The organism is Mesorhizobium sp. M2E.F.Ca.ET.209.01.1.1 (genome assembly GCF_004010375.2).
Taxonomy (GTDB): domain Bacteria; phylum Pseudomonadota; class Alphaproteobacteria; order Rhizobiales; family Rhizobiaceae; genus Mesorhizobium.
The window spans coordinates 1-17,110 of the sequence record NZ_SADP02000030.1 but is presented as its reverse complement, the minus strand read 5'-3'; the positions used below and the strand labels follow the sequence as shown (position 1 = coordinate 17,110).

Annotated in this window: 23 protein-coding genes and 1 pseudogene; 7 read left to right on the top strand and 17 right to left on the bottom strand. The window is 64.7% G+C overall.

The window, feature by feature from the left end; translation table 11 throughout:
* Nucleotides 1-107 precede the first annotated feature (107 nt).
* Nucleotides 108-1,015 (bottom strand): annotated as a pseudogene (locus EN852_RS31975) (LysR substrate-binding domain-containing protein).
* 110 nt (nt 1,016-1,125) lie between these two features.
* On the opposite strand from EN852_RS31975, the gene EN852_RS31970 reads away from it, so the two are divergent.
* Nucleotides 1,126-1,311 carry a hypothetical protein gene (locus EN852_RS31970; RefSeq protein ID WP_127878409.1) on the top strand — a complete coding sequence of 62 codons (186 nt, stop codon included), beginning with the start codon at nt 1,126-1,128 and terminating at the stop codon, nt 1,309-1,311.
* A 21-nt stretch (nt 1,312-1,332) separates the two neighbouring features.
* On the opposite strand, the gene EN852_RS31965 is transcribed toward EN852_RS31970, so the two are convergent.
* The gene (locus EN852_RS31965; protein ID WP_127866729.1) at nt 1,333-2,289 is read right to left on the bottom strand and encodes a sugar-binding transcriptional regulator; all 957 of its coding nucleotides are present in this window, start codon (nt 2,287-2,289) and stop codon (nt 1,333-1,335) included.
* A 206-nt stretch (nt 2,290-2,495) separates the two neighbouring features.
* Between EN852_RS31965 and EN852_RS31960 the strand changes: the two genes are divergently transcribed.
* The gene (locus EN852_RS31960; protein WP_127879889.1) at nt 2,496-3,128 is read left to right on the top strand and encodes an HAD family phosphatase; all 633 of its coding nucleotides are present in this window, start codon (nt 2,496-2,498) and stop codon (nt 3,126-3,128) included.
* Nucleotides 3,129-3,209: 81 nt separating this feature from the next.
* On the opposite strand, the gene EN852_RS31955 is transcribed toward EN852_RS31960, so the two are convergent.
* The 8 genes from EN852_RS31955 to ureC form a co-directional block, all read right to left on the bottom strand.
* Nucleotides 3,210-3,977, bottom strand: coding sequence for a class II aldolase and adducin N-terminal domain-containing protein (locus tag EN852_RS31955; RefSeq protein WP_127879888.1), 768 nt, complete (start codon nt 3,975-3,977; stop codon nt 3,210-3,212).
* 74 nt (nt 3,978-4,051) lie between these two features.
* Nucleotides 4,052-4,684, bottom strand: a complete 633-nt coding sequence (gene ureG, locus EN852_RS31950) for an urease accessory protein UreG (protein WP_127879887.1) — start codon at nt 4,682-4,684, stop codon at nt 4,052-4,054.
* On the bottom strand, nt 4,681-5,121 hold the full coding sequence (locus EN852_RS31945) for a DUF3995 domain-containing protein (protein WP_127879886.1): 441 nt from the start codon (nt 5,119-5,121) through the stop codon (nt 4,681-4,683). The genes ureG and EN852_RS31945 overlap by 4 nt, the downstream gene beginning before the upstream one ends.
* Nucleotides 5,118-5,789, bottom strand: a complete 672-nt coding sequence (locus EN852_RS31940) for an urease accessory protein UreF (RefSeq protein ID WP_127879925.1) — start codon at nt 5,787-5,789, stop codon at nt 5,118-5,120. The genes EN852_RS31945 and EN852_RS31940 overlap by 4 nt, the downstream gene beginning before the upstream one ends.
* The gene (locus tag EN852_RS31935) at nt 5,782-6,366 is read right to left on the bottom strand and encodes an urease accessory protein UreE (RefSeq protein WP_127879885.1); all 585 of its coding nucleotides are present in this window, start codon (nt 6,364-6,366) and stop codon (nt 5,782-5,784) included. The genes EN852_RS31940 and EN852_RS31935 overlap by 8 nt, the downstream gene beginning before the upstream one ends.
* A complete protein-coding gene (locus tag EN852_RS31930; RefSeq protein ID WP_127879884.1) occupies nt 6,363-6,968 on the bottom strand; it encodes a glutathione S-transferase family protein in 606 nt (201 codons plus the stop codon). The genes EN852_RS31935 and EN852_RS31930 overlap by 4 nt, the downstream gene beginning before the upstream one ends.
* 46 nt (nt 6,969-7,014) lie before the next feature.
* A complete protein-coding gene (locus EN852_RS31925; RefSeq protein ID WP_127866736.1) occupies nt 7,015-7,608 on the bottom strand; it encodes a hypothetical protein in 594 nt (197 codons plus the stop codon).
* A 91-nt stretch (nt 7,609-7,699) separates the two neighbouring features.
* Nucleotides 7,700-9,415 carry an urease subunit alpha gene (gene ureC / locus EN852_RS31920; protein WP_189546302.1) on the bottom strand — a complete coding sequence of 572 codons (1,716 nt, stop codon included), beginning with the start codon at nt 9,413-9,415 and terminating at the stop codon, nt 7,700-7,702.
* A gap of 164 nt (nt 9,416-9,579) precedes the next feature.
* Here ureC and EN852_RS31915 point away from each other — a divergent pair, with 164 nt between their 5' ends.
* Both EN852_RS31915 and EN852_RS31910 read left to right on the top strand, forming a co-directional pair.
* The gene (locus EN852_RS31915; protein WP_127866738.1) at nt 9,580-9,957 is read left to right on the top strand and encodes a hypothetical protein; all 378 of its coding nucleotides are present in this window, start codon (nt 9,580-9,582) and stop codon (nt 9,955-9,957) included.
* A gap of 159 nt (nt 9,958-10,116) precedes the next feature.
* Nucleotides 10,117-10,602, top strand: a complete 486-nt coding sequence (locus tag EN852_RS31910) for a hypothetical protein (RefSeq protein ID WP_127879924.1) — start codon at nt 10,117-10,119, stop codon at nt 10,600-10,602.
* Nucleotides 10,603-10,622: 20 nt separating this feature from the next.
* Here the strand turns inward: EN852_RS31910 and EN852_RS31905 are convergent, their stop codons facing one another.
* The 5 genes from EN852_RS31905 to EN852_RS31885 are packed head-to-tail and all read right to left on the bottom strand — an operon-like array spanning nt 10,623 to nt 12,986.
* Complete coding sequence (locus tag EN852_RS31905; protein WP_127878387.1) at nt 10,623-10,928, bottom strand: urease subunit beta; 306 nt, start codon at nt 10,926-10,928, stop codon at nt 10,623-10,625.
* A 7-nt stretch (nt 10,929-10,935) separates the two neighbouring features.
* Nucleotides 10,936-11,529 (bottom strand): HupE/UreJ family protein, encoded by a 594-nt coding sequence (locus EN852_RS31900; protein ID WP_127879882.1) that lies wholly within the window; start codon nt 11,527-11,529, stop codon nt 10,936-10,938.
* A gap of 26 nt (nt 11,530-11,555) precedes the next feature.
* A complete protein-coding gene (locus EN852_RS31895) occupies nt 11,556-11,810 on the bottom strand; it encodes a DUF1272 domain-containing protein (RefSeq protein WP_127879881.1) in 255 nt (84 codons plus the stop codon).
* 9 nt (nt 11,811-11,819) lie between these two features.
* The gene (locus EN852_RS31890) at nt 11,820-12,122 is read right to left on the bottom strand and encodes an urease subunit gamma (RefSeq protein WP_041003069.1); all 303 of its coding nucleotides are present in this window, start codon (nt 12,120-12,122) and stop codon (nt 11,820-11,822) included.
* Between the two features lie 21 nt (nt 12,123-12,143).
* Entirely contained in the window at nt 12,144-12,986 is an 843-nt protein-coding gene (locus tag EN852_RS31885; protein ID WP_246694469.1) for an urease accessory protein UreD, read from the bottom strand.
* A 256-nt stretch (nt 12,987-13,242) separates the two neighbouring features.
* Between EN852_RS31885 and EN852_RS31880 the strand changes: the two genes are divergently transcribed.
* The 3 genes from EN852_RS31880 (at nt 13,243) to EN852_RS31870 (ending at nt 15,541) form a co-directional block, all read left to right on the top strand.
* The gene (locus EN852_RS31880; RefSeq protein ID WP_041003067.1) at nt 13,243-13,497 is read left to right on the top strand and encodes an acyl carrier protein; all 255 of its coding nucleotides are present in this window, start codon (nt 13,243-13,245) and stop codon (nt 13,495-13,497) included.
* A 4-nt stretch (nt 13,498-13,501) separates the two neighbouring features.
* Nucleotides 13,502-14,710: a beta-ketoacyl-[acyl-carrier-protein] synthase family protein gene (locus tag EN852_RS31875; protein WP_127866743.1), complete on the top strand. Its 1,209-nt coding sequence runs from the start codon at nt 13,502-13,504 to the stop codon at nt 14,708-14,710.
* Between the two features lie 126 nt (nt 14,711-14,836).
* On the top strand, nt 14,837-15,541 hold the full coding sequence (locus EN852_RS31870) for a glutathione S-transferase N-terminal domain-containing protein (protein ID WP_127879880.1): 705 nt from the start codon (nt 14,837-14,839) through the stop codon (nt 15,539-15,541).
* A gap of 75 nt (nt 15,542-15,616) precedes the next feature.
* On the opposite strand, the gene EN852_RS31865 is transcribed toward EN852_RS31870, so the two are convergent.
* Entirely contained in the window at nt 15,617-15,934 is a 318-nt protein-coding gene (locus EN852_RS31865; RefSeq protein ID WP_348643498.1) for a hypothetical protein, read from the bottom strand.
* A gap of 212 nt (nt 15,935-16,146) precedes the next feature.
* Entirely contained in the window at nt 16,147-16,761 is a 615-nt protein-coding gene (locus tag EN852_RS31860; protein WP_127879878.1) for a nucleoside triphosphate hydrolase, read from the bottom strand.
* Nucleotides 16,762-17,110 lie beyond the last annotated feature (349 nt).

The window sequence follows — 17,110 nt, the reverse complement described above, 5'->3', positions numbered from 1 at the left end:
TTTATGTCAAGGCGGAATCGATGCTGCAGCGCAGCAGAAATGACGCTACGTGACCCTGTCCGGCGACGCGGCCGGCACATTGGAGACGGGAGCTGAAGGCAGCCGGCTTACGGGCAGGCGATCTCGGCCAGGATCCAGTCGCGGAAGGCCCGGATCTTCGGCACGTTGCGGCGGGCCGTCGGATAGACCAGCCAGTAGGCGTGGCCGTCGTCGCCGACCAGGTCGAAGGGCTGGACCAGGCGGCCGTCGGCGATCTCGTTCTTGAACAGCGCCCTGGTCAGGATCGCCACGCCATGGCCGGCCATCGCCGCGTTGGCCTCATAGGCCTGCGCGCCCATGCTGGAGCCCGGCCGCTTGGCGAGATCATGCCCGGTCACGCCGGCGGCCTCGAACCATTGCGTCCACCAGATGTCGCCGGGATCGAGGATCGGCAGGCGCAACAGGTCAGCCGGTTCCTTGACGCCGCCTATGCTCGCCGCGAGCTTGGGGCTCAGCATCGGCGTGAAATCGGCGTCGAGCAGCTTATGCGCCTCAAGGCCCGGCCATTTGCCGCCGCCTGAACGGATGGCGAGATCGACATCCTCGCGCGCGAAATCGGTCAGGCGGCTCGACGTGTCGAGCCGCACGCAAGGGCCGGATGGGCAATCTGGAACGCACCCAGATGCTGGGCCAGCCAGTTCGAGGCGAAGGTCAGCACGGTGGTGACGCAAAGCAGGCCGTCGGCGCCGCCGCGCGCAGCGGCATAGGCCTGACCCAAGATGGCGAAGGCTTCGCTGACCGCGGGCGCCAGGCGCTGGCCGGGTTCGGTCAGCTCGATCTGCTTCGGACGGCGCAGGAACAGCGGCGCGCCGATGCGTTCCTCTAGCACCTTGATCTGGTAGCTGGCAGCCGCCTGGGTCATGCCCAATTCCTGCGCCGCCTTGGTGAAGGACAGGTGTCTTGCCACCGCTTCGAACACCCGGATCGCCGGCAGTGGCGGCAGCGGCGCAAGCTGTGGAGAGTTCAAATCGGGCATAAGGCCTCCTTATGGGTCATGATCGAGGTTTAATTGGAAGCACGAACCAGCCAGACCGATATTTGGGATCAACGATCAATCCAGTTCAAGCATAGCGAAGGCTGACGATCATGGTCACGGTTCAGGAAAAACTCGTTTCCAACCCGACACACGGCTGGTTTTTCACGCTGGTGCGGGGATTTGCAAGGTTTTCGGGCCGCAGGCGCGGCTATATCGATGTCCGGGAACTATCCGGGCATCTGCAGCGCGACATGGGTTTTCTCGACGGCAACGACCCGCGCGGGCCCTCGCAATAGCCGGCTCTTTTTTATCGGCGATCAGCCGGCAAGCAGGGCTTCGGCCGTCCGCTCGTCGGTGATGAGGCCATTGACCAGCCGGCGGTTGACGGCGGCGAGGATGCCCGGCAGCTTGCGGTCGCCCATGGCCAAGGCGATGACCAGCGACTTTTCCCGCGACGGCAGCGCGGCGGAAGACACGCGGTCGTTGGTGATGCCCTCGATCATGCGGCCTTCGCGGTCGAAGACCCAGCCGACGATCTCGGCGATGCCGCCGGCCTTCTGAAGCGCCTTCAACTCGCTTTCGGAGATGAAGCCGTCTTCATAGAGCGGGGCCTTTGGCCCGAGATCGCCGATGCCGACGAAGGTGACATCGGCTTCCGCGGCCAGCGCCAGCGTCGGCTGGATCATCGGCTGGTTGAGCAGCATTTCGCGTTCCTCCGGCGAGGAGGCGATGACCGGCAGCGGCATTGGGAAGGACCGCGCCTTGACGCGGTCGGCCATGGTGAAGATGACGTTGTAGAAGGCGGCCGAGCCGTCCGGCGAGATGTTGCCTGTCAGGGACACGACCTTGTGCTGCGGGCAGTCCATCGGCGGCAGTTGCTCGATCGCCGCCTTCAGCGTGCGTCCGGTGCCGATCGCCATGACGATGGGGGCTTCCGAGCGCAGCCGGCGCTCGATCTCGGCCGCCGCCGCCTCGGCGATGCCTATGGTCGTCGAGTTCGATGTCGGATCGCTCGGCACCACCTCGACAAGGTCGAGCGCGAAGCGTGACTTCAACCGGGCGGCAAGGTCGAGGCAGTTGGCGATCGGGTGATCGACCCGCACCTTGATCAGGCCCTCGGACATCGCCAGCGATACCAGCCGCTGCGCCGTCTGCCTGGAAATGCCCAACTTGGCGGCGATCTGGTCTTGCGTGTTGCCGGCAACATAATAAAGCCAGCCGGCGCGCGCGGCGTCGTCCAACCTGGTGCTGCCGGTTTCCTGTCGCGAATTCACGTCCTGCCTCCCAGCCCGCAATGCCGAAACGGGCGCCATAGCTTACAGCGAATATGCCGGCGCGCAATTGTCTATCGAAAGAGCAATTGCTTGGGCGTCCAGCGGGCTAACAAAGGATCAATTCGTCGCGCTTGCGACCATTTGCCGGCGGGATGGTTTATCTCCACTGGGAAACCGATTAAGGGGATCGGCGAAGGGAGCCGCGCATGACGCCGAAAGCCGTTTTCTGGGATATGGACGGGACGCTGGTCGACAGCGAGCCGCTGCATGAGGCAGCCCTTGTGGCGGCGCTGCGCAGCGTCGGCATCGCCCCGCCGCACGATTTGCATGAGCGCGTGCTGGGCATCGCGGCATGGCCGGTCTACGAGATGCTGCGCGACGAGTTCGGCCTCGGCCTGCCCTTCGACGACTGGATCGTGCGCAAATACGATCACTACCTGCCGCTGGCCGAAACGCTGAAGCCGCGCCCCGGCGCGATCGAGGTGTTCAATGAATTGCGCGCGCTCGGCGTCGAGCAGGCGGTGGTCTCGAATTCCGACCGGCTGATCGTCGATGCCAATCTGCGCGCCGTCGGCCTCACCTATCCGGGCATGATGACGGTCAGCCGCAACGACGTGATCGACGGCAAGCCGCTTCCCGAACCCTTCCTGCGCGCCGCTTATCTCGCCGGCGTCGACCCGGCGGATGCTTTCGCCGTCGACGACAGCCTCACGGGCGCCATGGCCGGACTGGCGGCCGGAATGAAGACGATCTTCTGGCCCGAAGCGCCGATGGAGGGCCCGGCCGGAGCGATTGTGATCAACAGCGCTGAGGGATTGAGGAAAGAACTCGGACTCTAGCGAGACCGCCAAGGTCGGCGCCGCCCCTCATCCGATCCTTCGGACCACCTTCTCCCCGTGAACGGGGAGAAGGAAGAAAGGTCAATTCCGGTAGACCGGCTCTTCCTCGTCGAGGATCGCTTTCAGTTCCGCCAGATGGCGCTCGGCCTGGCCGGGATAATCGTCCATCTCGCGCGCGGTCTTCTCGGCAATCTCGTCAGAGAGCGTGCGCAGCGGGCGGCCGGTCCACAGCGCCTTGATGTAGGTCTCGGCGGCGCGCTCGAAGTAGAACATGCGGTTGAAGGTGTCGGCTACCGTGTCGCCGATGACCATCACGCCGTGATTGCCCATGACCATTACCTTGACCTTAGGGTCGGTGAGAAGCTGCGAGCAGCGCTCGCCCTCCTCCTCGAAGGCGAGCCCGCCGTAATTGGCGTCGACGACATGGCGGTTGAAGAACATGGCTGAGTTCTGGTCGACCGGCGGCAGCGTCGAATCGGCCAGCGAGGCAAGCACGGTGGCGTGGATCGAATGAACATGCATGGCGCAGCGCGCATGCGACACGTTGCGGTGGATGGCGCCATGCAGGCCCCAGGCGGTCGGATCGGGCGCATTGGGCCCGGACAGCGTTTCGGGATCGTTGGCGTCGATCAGGAGCAAGTCGCTCGCCTTGATGCGCGAGAAATGCACCTGGTTCGGGTTCATCAGGAATTTCGTGCCGTCCTCATTGACGGACAGCGAGAAGTGGTTGGCCACCGCCTCATGCATGTTGAGCCGCGCGGTCCAGCGGAAGGCGGCAGCGAGGTCGACCCGCTCCTCGTAATAGGGCAGGTTGCTCAGCGGTTCCTTATGCAGGCGGGCAAGGCTCATGGAAAATCCTCCTGTTTGGATGAGAATGCCGTGCGACGCCGCTGCCAGCAACCGCAAACTGGTAGGTCAGCGGCTTACGCGGCAGGCCGTTCCGACTGCAGCCCGCCCTGCTCGACGATGAAGTCGATCACGTCCTGCAAGCCCTTGCCGCGCGACAGGTCGGTGAAGCCGAACGGCCTTTTGCCGCGCATGCGGCCGGCATCGCTCTCCATGACGTCGAGGTTGACGTTCACATAGGGCGCCAGATCGCTCTTGTTGATAATGAGGAAATCCGAGCGGGTGATGGCCGGGCCGCCCTTGCGCGGGATTTCCTCGCCCTGGCAGACCGAGATGACATAAAGCGTCAGATCGGCAAGGTCGGGCGAGAAGGTGGCGGCGAGATTGTCGCCACCGGACTCGATGAAGATGATATCGAGGTCGGGGAACTTTTTGTTCAACTCCGCGATCGCCCGCAGGTTGATCGAGGCGTCCTCGCGGATGGCGGTGTGCGGACAGCCGCCAGTCTCGACGCCGACGATGCGCTCCTCCGGCAACGCCTGCAGGCGCACCAGAATCATGGCGTCTTCCTTGGTGTAGATGTCATTGGTGACGACGGCGATTGAAAAATCGTCGCGCAACGCCTTGCAGAGCTTTTCGGTGAGCGTCGTCTTGCCGGAGCCGACGGGGCCACCAATGCCAATGCGAAGAGGACCGTTTTTCGACGTCATGCCGGGAACTCCGTGATGGCGAGGATTGCGAAGCCCAGCCCGATCAACAGGCAGAGCGGCGAATAGAGACTTTGGTCGAGCCGCGCGAAAGGCTGCTCGGGCGCAAGCCGGCGCCACCAGGGCGTGAAGCCGGCAATGCCGCGGCCGAGGAAGACGAGGCCGATCATCAATGCGGTGGCCGCCAGGCCTTCTCTTGGAAAAGGCGTGGCGAACACGCCGGCGAGCGCCAGCGGCCAGAGCGTCGCCAGTCCCAGGCAAGCGGCGACGGCAAAGCTCGCGAAGGACGACGGCATCTCATCGATGCCGCGGAAGCCGACGACGGCGCGGGCGCATGACGCCTGGTCCATGCCCGGCCAGATGCCGCCTATGCCCCAATAGACATGCAGCGTGGTGATCAGGAGCAGGACGAAGGAGAGGATGGCGGCAAACACGGTCATGAGCGGAACAGCCTGGAATATTGCGTTTCGTGCTGCATCGCCGCTATGTCGGACATGAAAGCCGCGCCGCCGAGATCATCGAGCGTAGACGCTGCTGCGCGGGCAGCCGTGTTCATGGCCAAGGTTTCGAAGCCGGCTAACAATGCGACCGCGTCGAATTGGCCGAGGACGCCGAGCCTGATCGCCGCCTGCACGAGATTGGAGAAGAAAGCCTGCAGGAAAGCGGACAGCGCCTGCGCAAGATCGATGCCGCCGCTGCGGGCAACGGCGCCGACCGCAACGCAATAGGGGCAGTCGGCCGGCAGGCGCTGCAGCACCGGAGACGGCCAGGCGGAGGCCGCCTGGAGAAAGGCCGTGCCCTGCAGCATGGTTTCGAGATGACGCTCCCGCGAGCCGGCAAGCGCCTCGGCCAGCGTGGCGACTTCCGCCAGGTCGCCGCCGTCACGCGCGCGACGCCAGCTTTCGGCGAAGAGCACGGCGTCGTTCCAGCCCGACCCCATCTCGACCAGAGTCTCCAGCCAGCCGGCGAGATCTTCGCGATCGGCGATCAGGCCATCGTGCACGGCACGCTCGAGCCCGTGGCTGTAGGAGAAGCCGCCGACGGGAAAGGCCGGCGACAGCCAGGCCATTAGCCGCAAAAGTGCGACGGTGGAAAGCTGCTCAGTCATGATGATGATGGTGGCCGTGGTGGTGATGGTCGTGGTCGTGATGATCATGGTCATGGTGGTCGTGGTCATGGCCATGATGGTCATGGTGGTCGTGCGAATGGCCGTGATCGTGACCGGAATAGGCGCCGCGCACCGGGCTGAACGGCTGCGAAACCTCGCTCACCGTGGCGCCGAGGCCTTCGAGCATCGCCTTGATGACATGGTCGCGCAGGATGAGGATGCGGTCGGCCTCGATCGCCGCCGCGAGGTGACGATTGCCGATGTGCCAAGCTAGCTCAGTGAGGTGAGCTGTGTCGCGGGCGCGGATGTCGTAGACCTCTTCGGGCGCCGCGACGATTTCGAGCTGGCGGCCGTCCTCCAGCACCAGCCGGTCGCCATTGGCAAGCGCCACCGGTTCGGGCAGGTCGACCAACACCTTGTCGCCGGCCGCGGTCTCGATGGCGCGGCGGCGCAGATGGCGCTCGTCATGCGGCAGCACGGCCTTGTCGTAGGGCGTGGCCGAAGCCGGATCGCCGGCGGCAAGCACCGAGACGGCACGTGGAAACTTGGTGAAATCGGTGGTGATGTTGAGCTTCATTTCATGGCTCCGCCATTGGCTTGGGCGCGGGCACGAGCGGGTCGCGACAGCACGCGGTCGAAATAGGCGCCGACCCGTTCAGAGTCGATCGGGAATCTTCCGGCGCGGGCCCAGCCGCCCATATCGCCGAGCAGGACGTCGACGGCCGAGAAGCGGTCGCCCAGCGCGTAAGGCTTGTCGCCAAGCCGGCGATCCAGCGCTTTTATTTCGGATGCGAAATCATACGCCGCGGCCGGGCCGACATTGACCCGAACATCCCTTGGCAGCAGGAAGCGGTGGCGCAGCTTGTTCCACAGCGGCGCTTCGAGCTCGCTCTGGGCGAAATGCATCCAGGAATCCATCTCGGCGCGCCCGGCAACACCCGGATTGGCGCCCATGCCTTTGTCGGCATGCTTGTCGGCCAGATAGACGCAGATCGCAGCGGAATCCGTGATTTTAAGGTCGTCGTCGATCAGGATCGGCACCTTGCCTGAAGGGTTGAGCGCGTAGGCTTCCGGCGAGCGCAGCTTCACCTCGACAAACTCGTAGGGCTGCCCGAGCTCCTCGAGCATCCAGAGCACCCGGCTGACGCGGGAGCCGCGCGATCCGACAGCCTTGTACATGGTTGAACTCTTGCCTTTTCCGAGAACCCTACCGCATTGCGAACGCTCAGACGATGGTGTCGAACAGCCGCAGGATGAACGATATCTGGTAAATCAGCGCAGCCGCGACGAAAGCGATGTGGAAGCGTTTGTCGCGCACCAGGATCGCCACGATACAGAGCGCCACGAAGACCGGCGTGCGGAACAGATATTCGTTGCCAAAGCGGGCGAAATGCTCCGGGCCCTTGAGCAGCGTGTCGATGACGTCGAGCAGATAGGTCGCGCCGAGCACCCCGAAGAACCAGGCGCGGCGCGAATAGAAATAGTCCTCGTAGCTGGTGTAATCGAGCATCGAATCCGGAAACAGCAGCGCGCAGAGCAGGAACAGCGTGATGGCGTAAAAGATGATGAAAAGGTACTTGCCGAAGGTCCAGTTCTCGATGGCGTAGAGGCCGAACTCCCACCACCAGAAATGCACCAGCATCAACAGCACCGAGGCAACCCAGGCGAGATGCACCGCATAGAGCCGGTATTGGCCGGGATGCTGGACGATGCGGGCGGTTCCCGAAAGCAGTCGCGTGACGCCGAGGCCGATCACCATGCCCATGACGATGCGGATGTGCGGGAAGATGTCGTGCTGGGAGGCGATTTCGGTGGGCATGCCTGATCACAATGCTACTGCTTTGCAGCATATTGCGATCCGCGAGCGCGAGCCGCAACGACATTTGCCCGCTAATCGGACCAGCCTCACCTCAAAACAGAAAATACCTCTGCGCCATCGGCAGCACAGTCGCCGGCTCGCAGGTCAAGAGCTCGCCGTCGGCGCGAACCTCATAGGTTTCGGGATCGACCTCGACATGCGGCGTGGCGTCGTTGAGCACCATGGAATGCTTGCCGATGCCGCCGCGCGTGTTCTCGACCGCGACCATCGCCTTGTCTACACCGAGCCTTTCCTGCAGGCCGGCATCGAAGGCGGCTTTGGAGACGAAGGTCACCGAGGAGTTGGTCAGCGCCTTGCCATAGGCGCCGAACATCGGCCGGTAGTGCATCGGCTGCGGCGTCGGGATCGAGGCGTTCGGATCGCCCATGGGTGCGGCCGCGATCGAGCCCCCGACCAGCACCATTTCGGGTTTCACCCCGAAGAAGGCCGGATTCCACAGCACGAGATCGGCGCGCTTGCCGACCGTGATCGAGCCGATCTCCTTCGACAGGCCGTGCGCGATGGCCGGGTTGATGGTGTATTTGGCGATGTAGCGGCGGACGCGGAAATTGTCGTTGTCGCCGGTTTCGTCGGGCAGCGCGCCGCGCTGGCGCTTCATCTTGTCGGCGGTCTGCCAGCAGCGGATCGCCACCTCGCCGACGCGGCCCATGGCTTGGCTGTCGGAGGAGATGATCGAGAAGGCGCCGATGTCGTGCAGAATGTCCTCGGCCGCGATGGTCTCCTTGCGGATGCGGCTCTCTGCGAAGGCGATGTCCTCGGGGATCGACGGCGACAAATGGTGGCAGACCATCAGCATGTCGAGATGCTCGGCCAGCGTGTTGACGGTGTAAGGCCGGGTCGGATTGGTCGAGGACGGGATGACGTTGGGCAGGCCGCAGACCTTGATGATGTCGGGCGCATGGCCGCCGCCGGCGCCCTCGGTGTGGAAGGCATGGATGGTGCGGCCCTTGATCGCCGCCACGGTGTTCTCGACGAAGCCTGACTCGTTCAGCGTGTCGGTGTGGATCATCACCTGCACGTCATAGTCGTCGGCGACCGACAGGCAGCAATCGATTGCCGCCGGCGTGGTGCCCCAGTCCTCATGCAGCTTCAGCGAGCAGGCGCCGGCCAGCACCATCTCTTCCAGCGCCGCCGGCCTTGACGCGTTGCCCTTGCCCGACAGGCCGATATTCATCGGGAAGGCGTCGAAAGACTGGATCATGCGCGCCATGTGCCAGGGGCCGGGCGTGCAGGTGGTGGCCAAAGTGCCATGCGCCGGACCGGTGCCGCCGCCCAGCATCGTGGTGATGCCGCTCATCAGCGCCTCCTCGATCTGCTGCGGGCAGATGAAATGGATGTGCGCATCGAAGCCGCCGGCCGTCAGGATCTTGCCTTCGCCGGCGATGATCTCGGTGCCCGGACCAATGATGATGGTGACGCCATCCTGCGTGTCCGGATTGCCGGCCTTGCCGACCGCGGCGATGCGGCCGTCCTTCAGGCCGATATCGGCCTTGACGATGCCGGCGAGCGCATCGACGACCAGCGCGTTGGTGATGACGGTATCGACCGCGCCGCCCAAACGCGTGACCTGGCTCTGGCCCATGCCGTCGCGGATGACCTTGCCGCCACCGAATTTTACTTCCTCGCCGTAAACAGTGAGGTCCTTCTCGACCTCGACGAAAAGCTCGGTGTCGGCAAGCCGCACCTTGTCGCCGACTGTCGGTCCATACATCTGCGCATAGGCGGCGCGGCTTATCCTGGCCATCAGCAATTGCTCCCGAAATTCCAATTGTTTGCGCGCGGGGCACACATTGTCGCCACCCAATGGTCACGCAATGACCCGCCCGGCGACACTTTGAGCGCCCATTTCAGCGTTCCCATCGGGCCGTTGAGGCGGGCGGAATCACTCCCAATCCGATGGAAGGAATACCCATGCGCAACGCGATACTTGTCGCCGCAGCCGCCACCTTGATGATGGCGGGCGCTGCCGGCGCCCAGCAGCAACCGACGCCGCAGCCCAGCCCGTCGCCGGCCGCCCCCGCCGCGCCGAAAGCCCAGTCCGCGGTGCCGTCTATCCAGAGCGTCAACGTCGTCGACATCACCGAACTGCCCAAGGACGCGCAGACGCAGGTGAACCAGATCGTTGCGCAGCGCGGCGATGCCGGCCTGCAGACCTTGCGCAAGTCGATCGACGCCACGCCCAAGGTGAAATCCGCGCTCGAAGCCAAGGGCATGAGCTCGGCGCAGGTGATCGCCGCTAGCATGCAGCCCAATGGCGCGCTGACGCTGATCACCAAGAAAGCGAGCTGATTGCGCGCCAGGGCGGGCCGCCTTGCGGTCCGCCAACCGTATTTTGAAGGGAATGCGGGCCGCCTCGTGGTCCGCCGTCCGGCTTTTGCTGGGAACCACTGGCCAGACCGGACCGTTTCGCTGTTTTCGCCCCGTCACGAGTTCAGTCAGGAGCGAACGATGGCGAATACTCGGCCTTTTGCAAAATGCAGTTCCGTGGTTGCCGCCGCGCTTTTCTTGGCCACGCCCCAGGCGGCGTCCGCGGCGCAGCCGCTGGACAACGGCAGGCCTGCCGCGGCGATTGTCGATTCCGATGTCCGCCAGGAAGAGGCGCTCGCCCGGACGGAGGCCGGAAAGGTCATCACGGCCATCGACCGCACCCGCGACAATATCGGTACGGTGCGCAAGACCACCAAGCTCGACAGGGTCGATATCGTGTTCCTGACCGATGCGGCGCGCAGCGAAGGCGGGCCGCCTCCAGCCATCGAGAACAAGATGAAGCAGCATCAGGAGGACGTCGCCGAACTGCGCCAGGAGATCGAGGCGAACGCCTTGCTCTTCAACGCGATCGATTCGCGGCGCGTGCAGGCCGAGGACGTGCTCGCCGTGGAGTTCGACAATCCGGGGAAGGTCGTCATCTACGCGGCCGCCAAGCCGCCGAGGTGATGTGAGCGCACCGACGGCCGTCACAGCTTGCCCATCACCTTCTGCTGGAAGCCATAGACCTCGCGCTTGCCGCCCAGCGGCACCAGGGTGACGTCGCGCTCCTGCCCCGGCTCGAAGCGCATGGCGGTGCCGGCGGCAATGTCGAGCCGCATGCCGCGTGCGCGCTCGCGGTCGAATTTGAGGCCCTCATTGGTCTCGAAGAAATGGTAATGGCTGCCGACCTGGATCGGACGGTCGCCGCTGTTGGCGACCTTGAGCGTGACGGTCGGACGGCCCTTGTTGAGCTCGATATCGCCTTTGGCCGCAATAATTTCACCGGGGATCATCGCGCCCTCACACCATGCCGAAGGCCAGGCCAATGCCAGTCGCCGCGCAGGCGGCACCGGCTGCGCGCGCCAGGCCACCGAAGCGCGAGCCCACGCCGAGACCGGCCGCGAGGCCGAAGCCGTGGAGCAGTGCCGTGGCCATCGCGAAACCGGCCATATAGTCCAGGCCCCCGACATTTTCCGGCACCTCGGTGCCATGAGCATGGCCGTGGAACAGCGCGAACAGGCCGATGATGGCCACCCCGGCCGAGACCGGCAGGTCGATCGCCAGCGCCACCAGCAGGCCGAGCGCCACGACGGACGCGAGGATGCCCGGCTCGATGAAAGGCACCGGCACATGCAGCATGCCGAGCGCGCCGCCGGCGAGCATCACGCCGACGAAGGCAAGCGGCCACGCCCAGATCGCCTTGCCCCCCTTCAGCGCGGCCCAGAGGCCCACGGCGATCATGACCGTCATGTGGTCGAGGCCGGACAGCGGATGCGCCAAACCGGCGGTGAAGGAAGAGGCCGTGCCGATGCCGACATGGGCATAAGCGGGCATCGCCGCGGCCAGCAGGAGGATGACGGCGAGCGTGCTGCGTTTCGTCGAGGCGGAGATCATCTTTTGTGCCCTTCCCATTGACCTGGTTAAGCGGCCTTGCGCGGGCCGCAGCCTTCGGCCTTGAGCACGCGCCTGGTCGACGGCGGATATTTCGCAAGCTTGGCGGCCGGGCGGATCGGCCGCGGCGCGAAATTGCCGCCGCAATTCGGGCAGACGCCGCCCAGCACACTATCCACGCAGTCGGCGCAGAACGTGCACTCGAAGGTGCAGATCAGCGCATCGGCCGCCTCCGGCGGCAGATCCTTGTCGCAGCATTCGCAATTGGGTCGCAGTTCCAGCATCGGCCCTTCTCACCTGATCGGTTCGTGCACGGTCACCAGCTTGGTGCCGTCGGGAAACGTCGCTTCGACCTGGACGTCGTGGATCATCTCGGCGATGCCGTCCATGACCTGGGCGCGGGTGACGACATGGGCGCCGGCCTCCATCAGCTCCGCGACCGGGCGGCCGTCACGCGCGCCTTCGACGACGAAGTCGGTGATCAGGGCGATGGCTTCGGGATGGTTGAGCTTGACGCCGCGCTCCAGGCGCTTGCGCGCCACCATCGCCGCCATGGCGATGAGCAGCTTGTCTTTTTCACGCGGCGTAAGATTCATGCAATGTCCCGGTATTTCAGATCAGAGTGACCACAATTTAGGCAGGCCAGCTCGACCGTTGAGCAGTTCGACGAGCGGAACCAGCCGCTTGCGGAGCTGGTAGCCGTCGCCGGCGCAGAGCCTCGCAAGAAGCTTGCCAGATCGGCCGACGCTCCAGAAACTCGCGCCGCCGCAGTCACTGATAACGGGGCCGCCGATGCCGGGATCGCCGATGATGGCGCGGACTTTGTCCAGCAGGTCTTCCGCTTGCGGCGAAACGAGCAGCAGCGTCGCGACGGCAAGCGCGCCACCGGTCACCGCCGGCCGCTGGAGCGTTGCCGCGATATCCGGGCCGAGCCGGAAATCCTCCGCATGGATCAGCACGCCGCCCTGGCGGACCCGCCAACGGTCGTGGAAGTTGCCTTGAACCGTCCGCTCACCCATCGCCAGCCGGCCGAACAGCGTGGCTTCGAGCACCAGCGCTTCGGCATCCTCCGCGAGATCGACATCCAGCGTGCGGGCGAAGGCGGCGCGGTTGAAAACGATGGTTTCCTGCGGCAGCCAGGCGATGCGGCCGCCCGGACCGACCCGCAGGCCGACGCTTGTCTCGGCCCTGTCGGCGGCGGCGCGATAGACCTTCTCGCAGGCCTGGGTGGTAATGGAGGCGGAAGCGCCGGCGCCGACCTCGATCGTCCAGCCAAGGCGGTCGCCGCCGGTCATCCCGCCGGCTGTGTTGATCAGCACTGCCTCGAGCGGATCGCCTTGCACCGCCGGCAGGCGGATCTTGGCCGATCCATCCTGATAGAGCCGCTGCAGGCGCGTCCGGCCCTCGCCCTTGCCGCAGAAAAGCCTGGCTCGCCCTGCAACACGTTGCGCGGCAGGCAAAGCAGGAGCGGCCAAAGGCGAGGCGGGGTTGGATGCCAAGGTGTTCTCGATCGTGTCCACGATTCCAGGTTAAGCACTCCGGCGACTTTGTCGATATATCGCTTGTTGCTTGACAACGTTTTGGTTTCTATAGAGGGAAGCCACCCTGGAGCGGTCGCGCGGTGTCTGGCGAGGTAAGGGCAACGGCGTTGTTGGATCCGGGGATCAAAAGGGGCGCTGATCAGTTGGCGTCGGGAAACGACAGGGAAGGAACCGAATGGCTGACCAACTGACGACCGAGATCATCGAAAAGATCAAAGCGCATGCCGACACCGGCGGTGAGGAGATCACCGCCAGCACCGATCTCGGAACGCTCGGCATCCATTCGCTGGAATTGACCGAGATCATCTTCGATCTCGAAGAAAAGTACGGCATCGAGATCGAGATGAACACGGTCGATGCCTGGAGCAACCTCAAGAACGTCGGCGACATGGTCGAGGCGGTTCGCGAACTGATCGCGAAAAAAGCCTGACTGCATGCAAAAACGGGTCGTCATCACCGGCATCGGCGGGATTTGCGGGCTCGGCAACGATGCGGCGGCGATGTGGGACGCCATGCGCGCCGGCCGCTCGGCCATCGGCCCGATCGACAATCCGTCGCTGCATGACCTCAAGGTCAAGACCGGCTGCGAAATCAAGCAATTGCCGGACCATGGCATCGACCGCAAGCAGGTCGTGTCGATGGACCGCTTCAGCCTGCTGGCGGTGATCGCGGCGCGCGAAGCCATGCGGCAATCCGGATTGACGGCGCATGCCGACAACACCTACCGGATGGGCGCGATCGTCGGCATCGGCGTCGCGGGCTTCGAGACCATCGAGGAGAATTACCGCGCGATCCTGCTCGAGGGACGCAACCGCGCCGCCATCTTCACCGTGCCGAAAGTGATGCCGGGCGCGGCCGCCGGCCAGGTCAGCATGGCGCTCGGCCTGCGCGGCCCTGTTTTCGGCGCCACGTCGGCCTGCTCGTCCGCCAATCATGCGATCTCCTCGGCCGTCGACCAGATCAGGCTCGGCCGCGCCGACGTGATGGTCGCCGGCGGCACCGAAGCGCCGCTGGTGTGGGGCGTGCTGAAGGGCTGGGAGGCGCTGAGGGTGCTTTCACCCGACACCTGCCGGCCGTTCTCCGCTGACCGTGCCGGCCTTGTGCTTGGCGAAGGCGCCGGCATGGCGGTGCTCGAAAGCTACGATCACGCGACGGCGCGCGGCGCCACGATTCTGGCGGAGATCGCCGGCGTCGGGCTTTCCGCCGATGCCTCCGACATCGTCGCGCCGACCGTCGAGGGACCGGAAGCGGCGATGCGTTTCTGCCTGGCGGATGCCGGGCTGAACCCGGAAGACGTCGACTACCTCAACGCGCATGGCACCGGTACCAAGGCCAACGATCAGATCGAGACCGCCGCGATCAAGCGCGTCTTCGGCAACCACGCCCCTTCTCTCTCAGTCTCCTCTACCAAGTCGATGCATGCGCATTGCCTCGGCGCTTCCGGCGGGCTGGAGATGATCGCCTGCGTGATGGCGATCCGCGACGGCATCGTGCCGCCGACCGCCAATTATCGCGAGCCGGACCCGGAATGCGACCTCGACGTGACGCCCAACACGGCGCGCGAGCGAAAGGTGCGCGCCGCGCTCAGCAACAGCTTCGCCTTCGGCGGAACCAACGCGGTGCTGGCCTTCAAGGCCGTCTGAGTGCAGCCTGCCGGTTGGCGCGTGGCAGCCGGCTGCCGGTGTATTGATCCCGGCCGGCCGCAGACCTAATTCTTGCTCACCCCGCCATGAGCGCCGCCCGGCGCCAATCCCTGTCCGGAGTTTCCGATGACCGACCTGTCCGCCTTTCCGATCGCCAAGCGCTGGCCGGCCAAGCAGCCCGAGCGCCTGCAGCTCTATTCCGCCACGACGCCCAATGGCGTGAAGGTCTCGATCGCGCTCGAGGAAATCGGCCTGCCCTATGAGCCGCATTATGTCGATATCGGCAAGAATGAGAGCTGGACGCCGGAGTTCCTGTCGCTCAACCCGAACGGCAAGATCCCGGCGATCATCGACCCGGACGGCCCGGGCGGCAAGCCGATCGGCCTGTTCGAGTCCGGCGCCATCCTGCTCTATCTGGCCGACAAGACCGGCAAGCTCATTCCCGCCGATCCGGCGCGCCGCTACGAGACGATCCAGTGGGTGTTCTTCCAGATGGCGGCGATCGGCCCGATCTTCGGGCAGGTCGGCTTCTTCCACAAATTCGCCGGGCGCGAAATTGCCGACAAGCGGCCGCTCGAGCGCTATCGCGACGAATCGCGGCGGCTGATCGGCGTGCTCGAAACGCGGCTGAAGGGCCGCAAGTGGATCATGGATGACGACTACACCATTGCGGACGTGTCGATGCTGGGCTGGGTGCGCAACCTGATCGGCTTCTACGAGGCGCGGGAGCTGGTCGGCTTCGATGATTTCCCGACCGTCGCCGCATGGTTGGAGCGTGGCCTGGAACGGCCGGCGGTGAAGCGCGGCCTCACCATTCCGGCAAGGGGCTAAAGCTATTCAGGGAAGGATGGTCGGGCGCAGCGACTTCGCCGCAGCCTGCCTCGCGGATGCGTAAACCCTAAAGGGCTATTTCGCCTTGGCCTTGGCGCCACTGCGGCCAAGCATGGAGGCCGCAAGCCGCGCGGTCGCGACGACCGCTCCTGTCGCGACGGTGGCCACGGCGCGGATCGGGCCTGATTTCTTTGCCGCCGGCTTGGGATGTTTCGCGCTCTTGGCCTCGACCTTATGGGCCGCCGCCTTGTGAGCCGTGCCGGGCGTCACTTTCTTCGGTGCCGCCTTGCCAAAGGCCAGCTTGGCGTCTTTCGACCGCTCGGCAGTCGCGGGGCCGGCGCCGGCCTTGGCCTGCGTCGCTCTGGATTGGGTGGCCCGGGTTTTTTTGGCCACGGGTTTTCTGCTGTTGGTTGCCATCTGACGGCTCCTGCTTGTTTTCTTTCGCAATTCCGAACGGAAGGCGGTTGCGCGCCCTTTCGGAATTGCTCCGTCGCCGGACAATTCGGAACAGAGTGATAACGGGGTGAAAACCTTAAAGTTCCCGCCGGAAAATATTGAAAATTGAGCAGGTTAACCAATCATCAGGGTCGTTAACCAACGATCAGTCATTGACCAACGACCATGTCGGCCGGCCGACGCCGCGCCAGCACCCGTTCGATGTTGGGCATGTCATTGGAGGCGATCCAGGCACGGGCGTCCTCATCCGACTTGCCATGCTCGCGCCAGCGCTCCATCAGCCGGCGCTCGAGCTCATTGCGCGGCACGTCGACGAAAATGGTGAAATCGAACAAAGGCGCCAGCCGCGACCACGGCTCCTCGTCGAGCAGCAGGTAATTGCCCTCGACCAGGATGAATTTGGTGTCGGCGGAAACGATCTCGGCCGCCGCGCGCGACAGTTCGATGCTGCGGTCGAAGACCGGGATGGCAATGTCGGGCTCGCCGGAGCGGATGCGCTTCAGCAGCGTCTCGAAGCCGGCGAAATCGAAGGTTTCCGGCGCGCCCTTGCGGGGACGCAGGCCGCGGCGGTTGAGGATGATGTCGTCATAATGGAAGCCGTCCATCGGCACGACCTCTGAACTGCCCTCAGGCAAAAGCTCATGCAGGCTCGCCGACAGTGTCGACTTGCCGGAGCCCGGCGGACCGGCAATGGCGACGACGAAGCGCTTGGCCTTGCCGGCGCGCTTGAAGATGGCGGCTGTGATATGGGCGATCTCGGACATCGGCGCCTCTTCGGTAAGGTTGCGGCCGGTATTTTGGCGGGTGTCGGTGGAAAATTCAAACCTCGTTCCTGGACGCCGAGGTTTCAACCGATTGTTTGGCAGGGCCACCTTCGAGATTGGCCGGAACGCCCGTCCCTTCGTCATCCACGGGCGGAGCAAGGAGCGCAGCGACGCAGCGCAGACCCGAGGATCCTGTGTGTTGGTTCTGGTGTATGGTTTGAGGTGGGAAGGAGACCGAGTGGATCCTGGTCGTCCTTTCGGACAGGCCGTGGCATGGCCCGGTCCCTTCCCACCGGTGAACCATCAACCTGAACAGTTGCACGGGGCTGTTCGAAGCAGACCCCGCACC

What these genes read in the sequence shown, in the direction of transcription:
- EN852_RS31970 (WP_127878409.1), top strand. Translation starts at nt 1,126, where the DNA reads ATGGTCACGGTTCAGGAAAAACTCGTTTCCAACCCGACACACGGCTGG.
- EN852_RS31960 (WP_127879889.1), top strand. Translation starts at nt 2,496, where the DNA reads ATGACGCCGAAAGCCGTTTTCTGGGATATGGACGGGACGCTGGTCGAC.
- EN852_RS31955 (WP_127879888.1), bottom strand. Translation starts at nt 3,977, where the DNA reads ATGAGCCTTGCCCGCCTGCATAAGGAACCGCTGAGCAACCTGCCCTAT.
- ureG (WP_127879887.1), bottom strand. Translation starts at nt 4,684, where the DNA reads ATGACGTCGAAAAACGGTCCTCTTCGCATTGGCATTGGTGGCCCCGTC.
- EN852_RS31945 (WP_127879886.1), bottom strand. Translation starts at nt 5,121, where the DNA reads ATGACCGTGTTTGCCGCCATCCTCTCCTTCGTCCTGCTCCTGATCACC.
- EN852_RS31940 (WP_127879925.1), bottom strand. Translation starts at nt 5,789, where the DNA reads ATGACTGAGCAGCTTTCCACCGTCGCACTTTTGCGGCTAATGGCCTGG.
- EN852_RS31935 (WP_127879885.1), bottom strand. Translation starts at nt 6,366, where the DNA reads ATGAAGCTCAACATCACCACCGATTTCACCAAGTTTCCACGTGCCGTC.
- EN852_RS31930 (WP_127879884.1), bottom strand. Translation starts at nt 6,968, where the DNA reads ATGTACAAGGCTGTCGGATCGCGCGGCTCCCGCGTCAGCCGGGTGCTC.
- EN852_RS31925 (WP_127866736.1), bottom strand. Translation starts at nt 7,608, where the DNA reads ATGCCCACCGAAATCGCCTCCCAGCACGACATCTTCCCGCACATCCGC.
- EN852_RS31915 (WP_127866738.1), top strand. Translation starts at nt 9,580, where the DNA reads ATGCGCAACGCGATACTTGTCGCCGCAGCCGCCACCTTGATGATGGCG.
- EN852_RS31910 (WP_127879924.1), top strand. Translation starts at nt 10,117, where the DNA reads ATGGCGAATACTCGGCCTTTTGCAAAATGCAGTTCCGTGGTTGCCGCC.
- EN852_RS31905 (WP_127878387.1), bottom strand. Translation starts at nt 10,928, where the DNA reads ATGATCCCCGGTGAAATTATTGCGGCCAAAGGCGATATCGAGCTCAAC.
- EN852_RS31900 (WP_127879882.1), bottom strand. Translation starts at nt 11,529, where the DNA reads ATGATCTCCGCCTCGACGAAACGCAGCACGCTCGCCGTCATCCTCCTG.
- EN852_RS31895 (WP_127879881.1), bottom strand. Translation starts at nt 11,810, where the DNA reads ATGCTGGAACTGCGACCCAATTGCGAATGCTGCGACAAGGATCTGCCG.
- EN852_RS31890 (WP_041003069.1), bottom strand. Translation starts at nt 12,122, where the DNA reads ATGAATCTTACGCCGCGTGAAAAAGACAAGCTGCTCATCGCCATGGCG.
- EN852_RS31880 (WP_041003067.1), top strand. Translation starts at nt 13,243, where the DNA reads ATGGCTGACCAACTGACGACCGAGATCATCGAAAAGATCAAAGCGCAT.
- EN852_RS31875 (WP_127866743.1), top strand. Translation starts at nt 13,502, where the DNA reads ATGCAAAAACGGGTCGTCATCACCGGCATCGGCGGGATTTGCGGGCTC.
- EN852_RS31870 (WP_127879880.1), top strand. Translation starts at nt 14,837, where the DNA reads ATGACCGACCTGTCCGCCTTTCCGATCGCCAAGCGCTGGCCGGCCAAG.
- EN852_RS31860 (WP_127879878.1), bottom strand. Translation starts at nt 16,761, where the DNA reads ATGTCCGAGATCGCCCATATCACAGCCGCCATCTTCAAGCGCGCCGGC.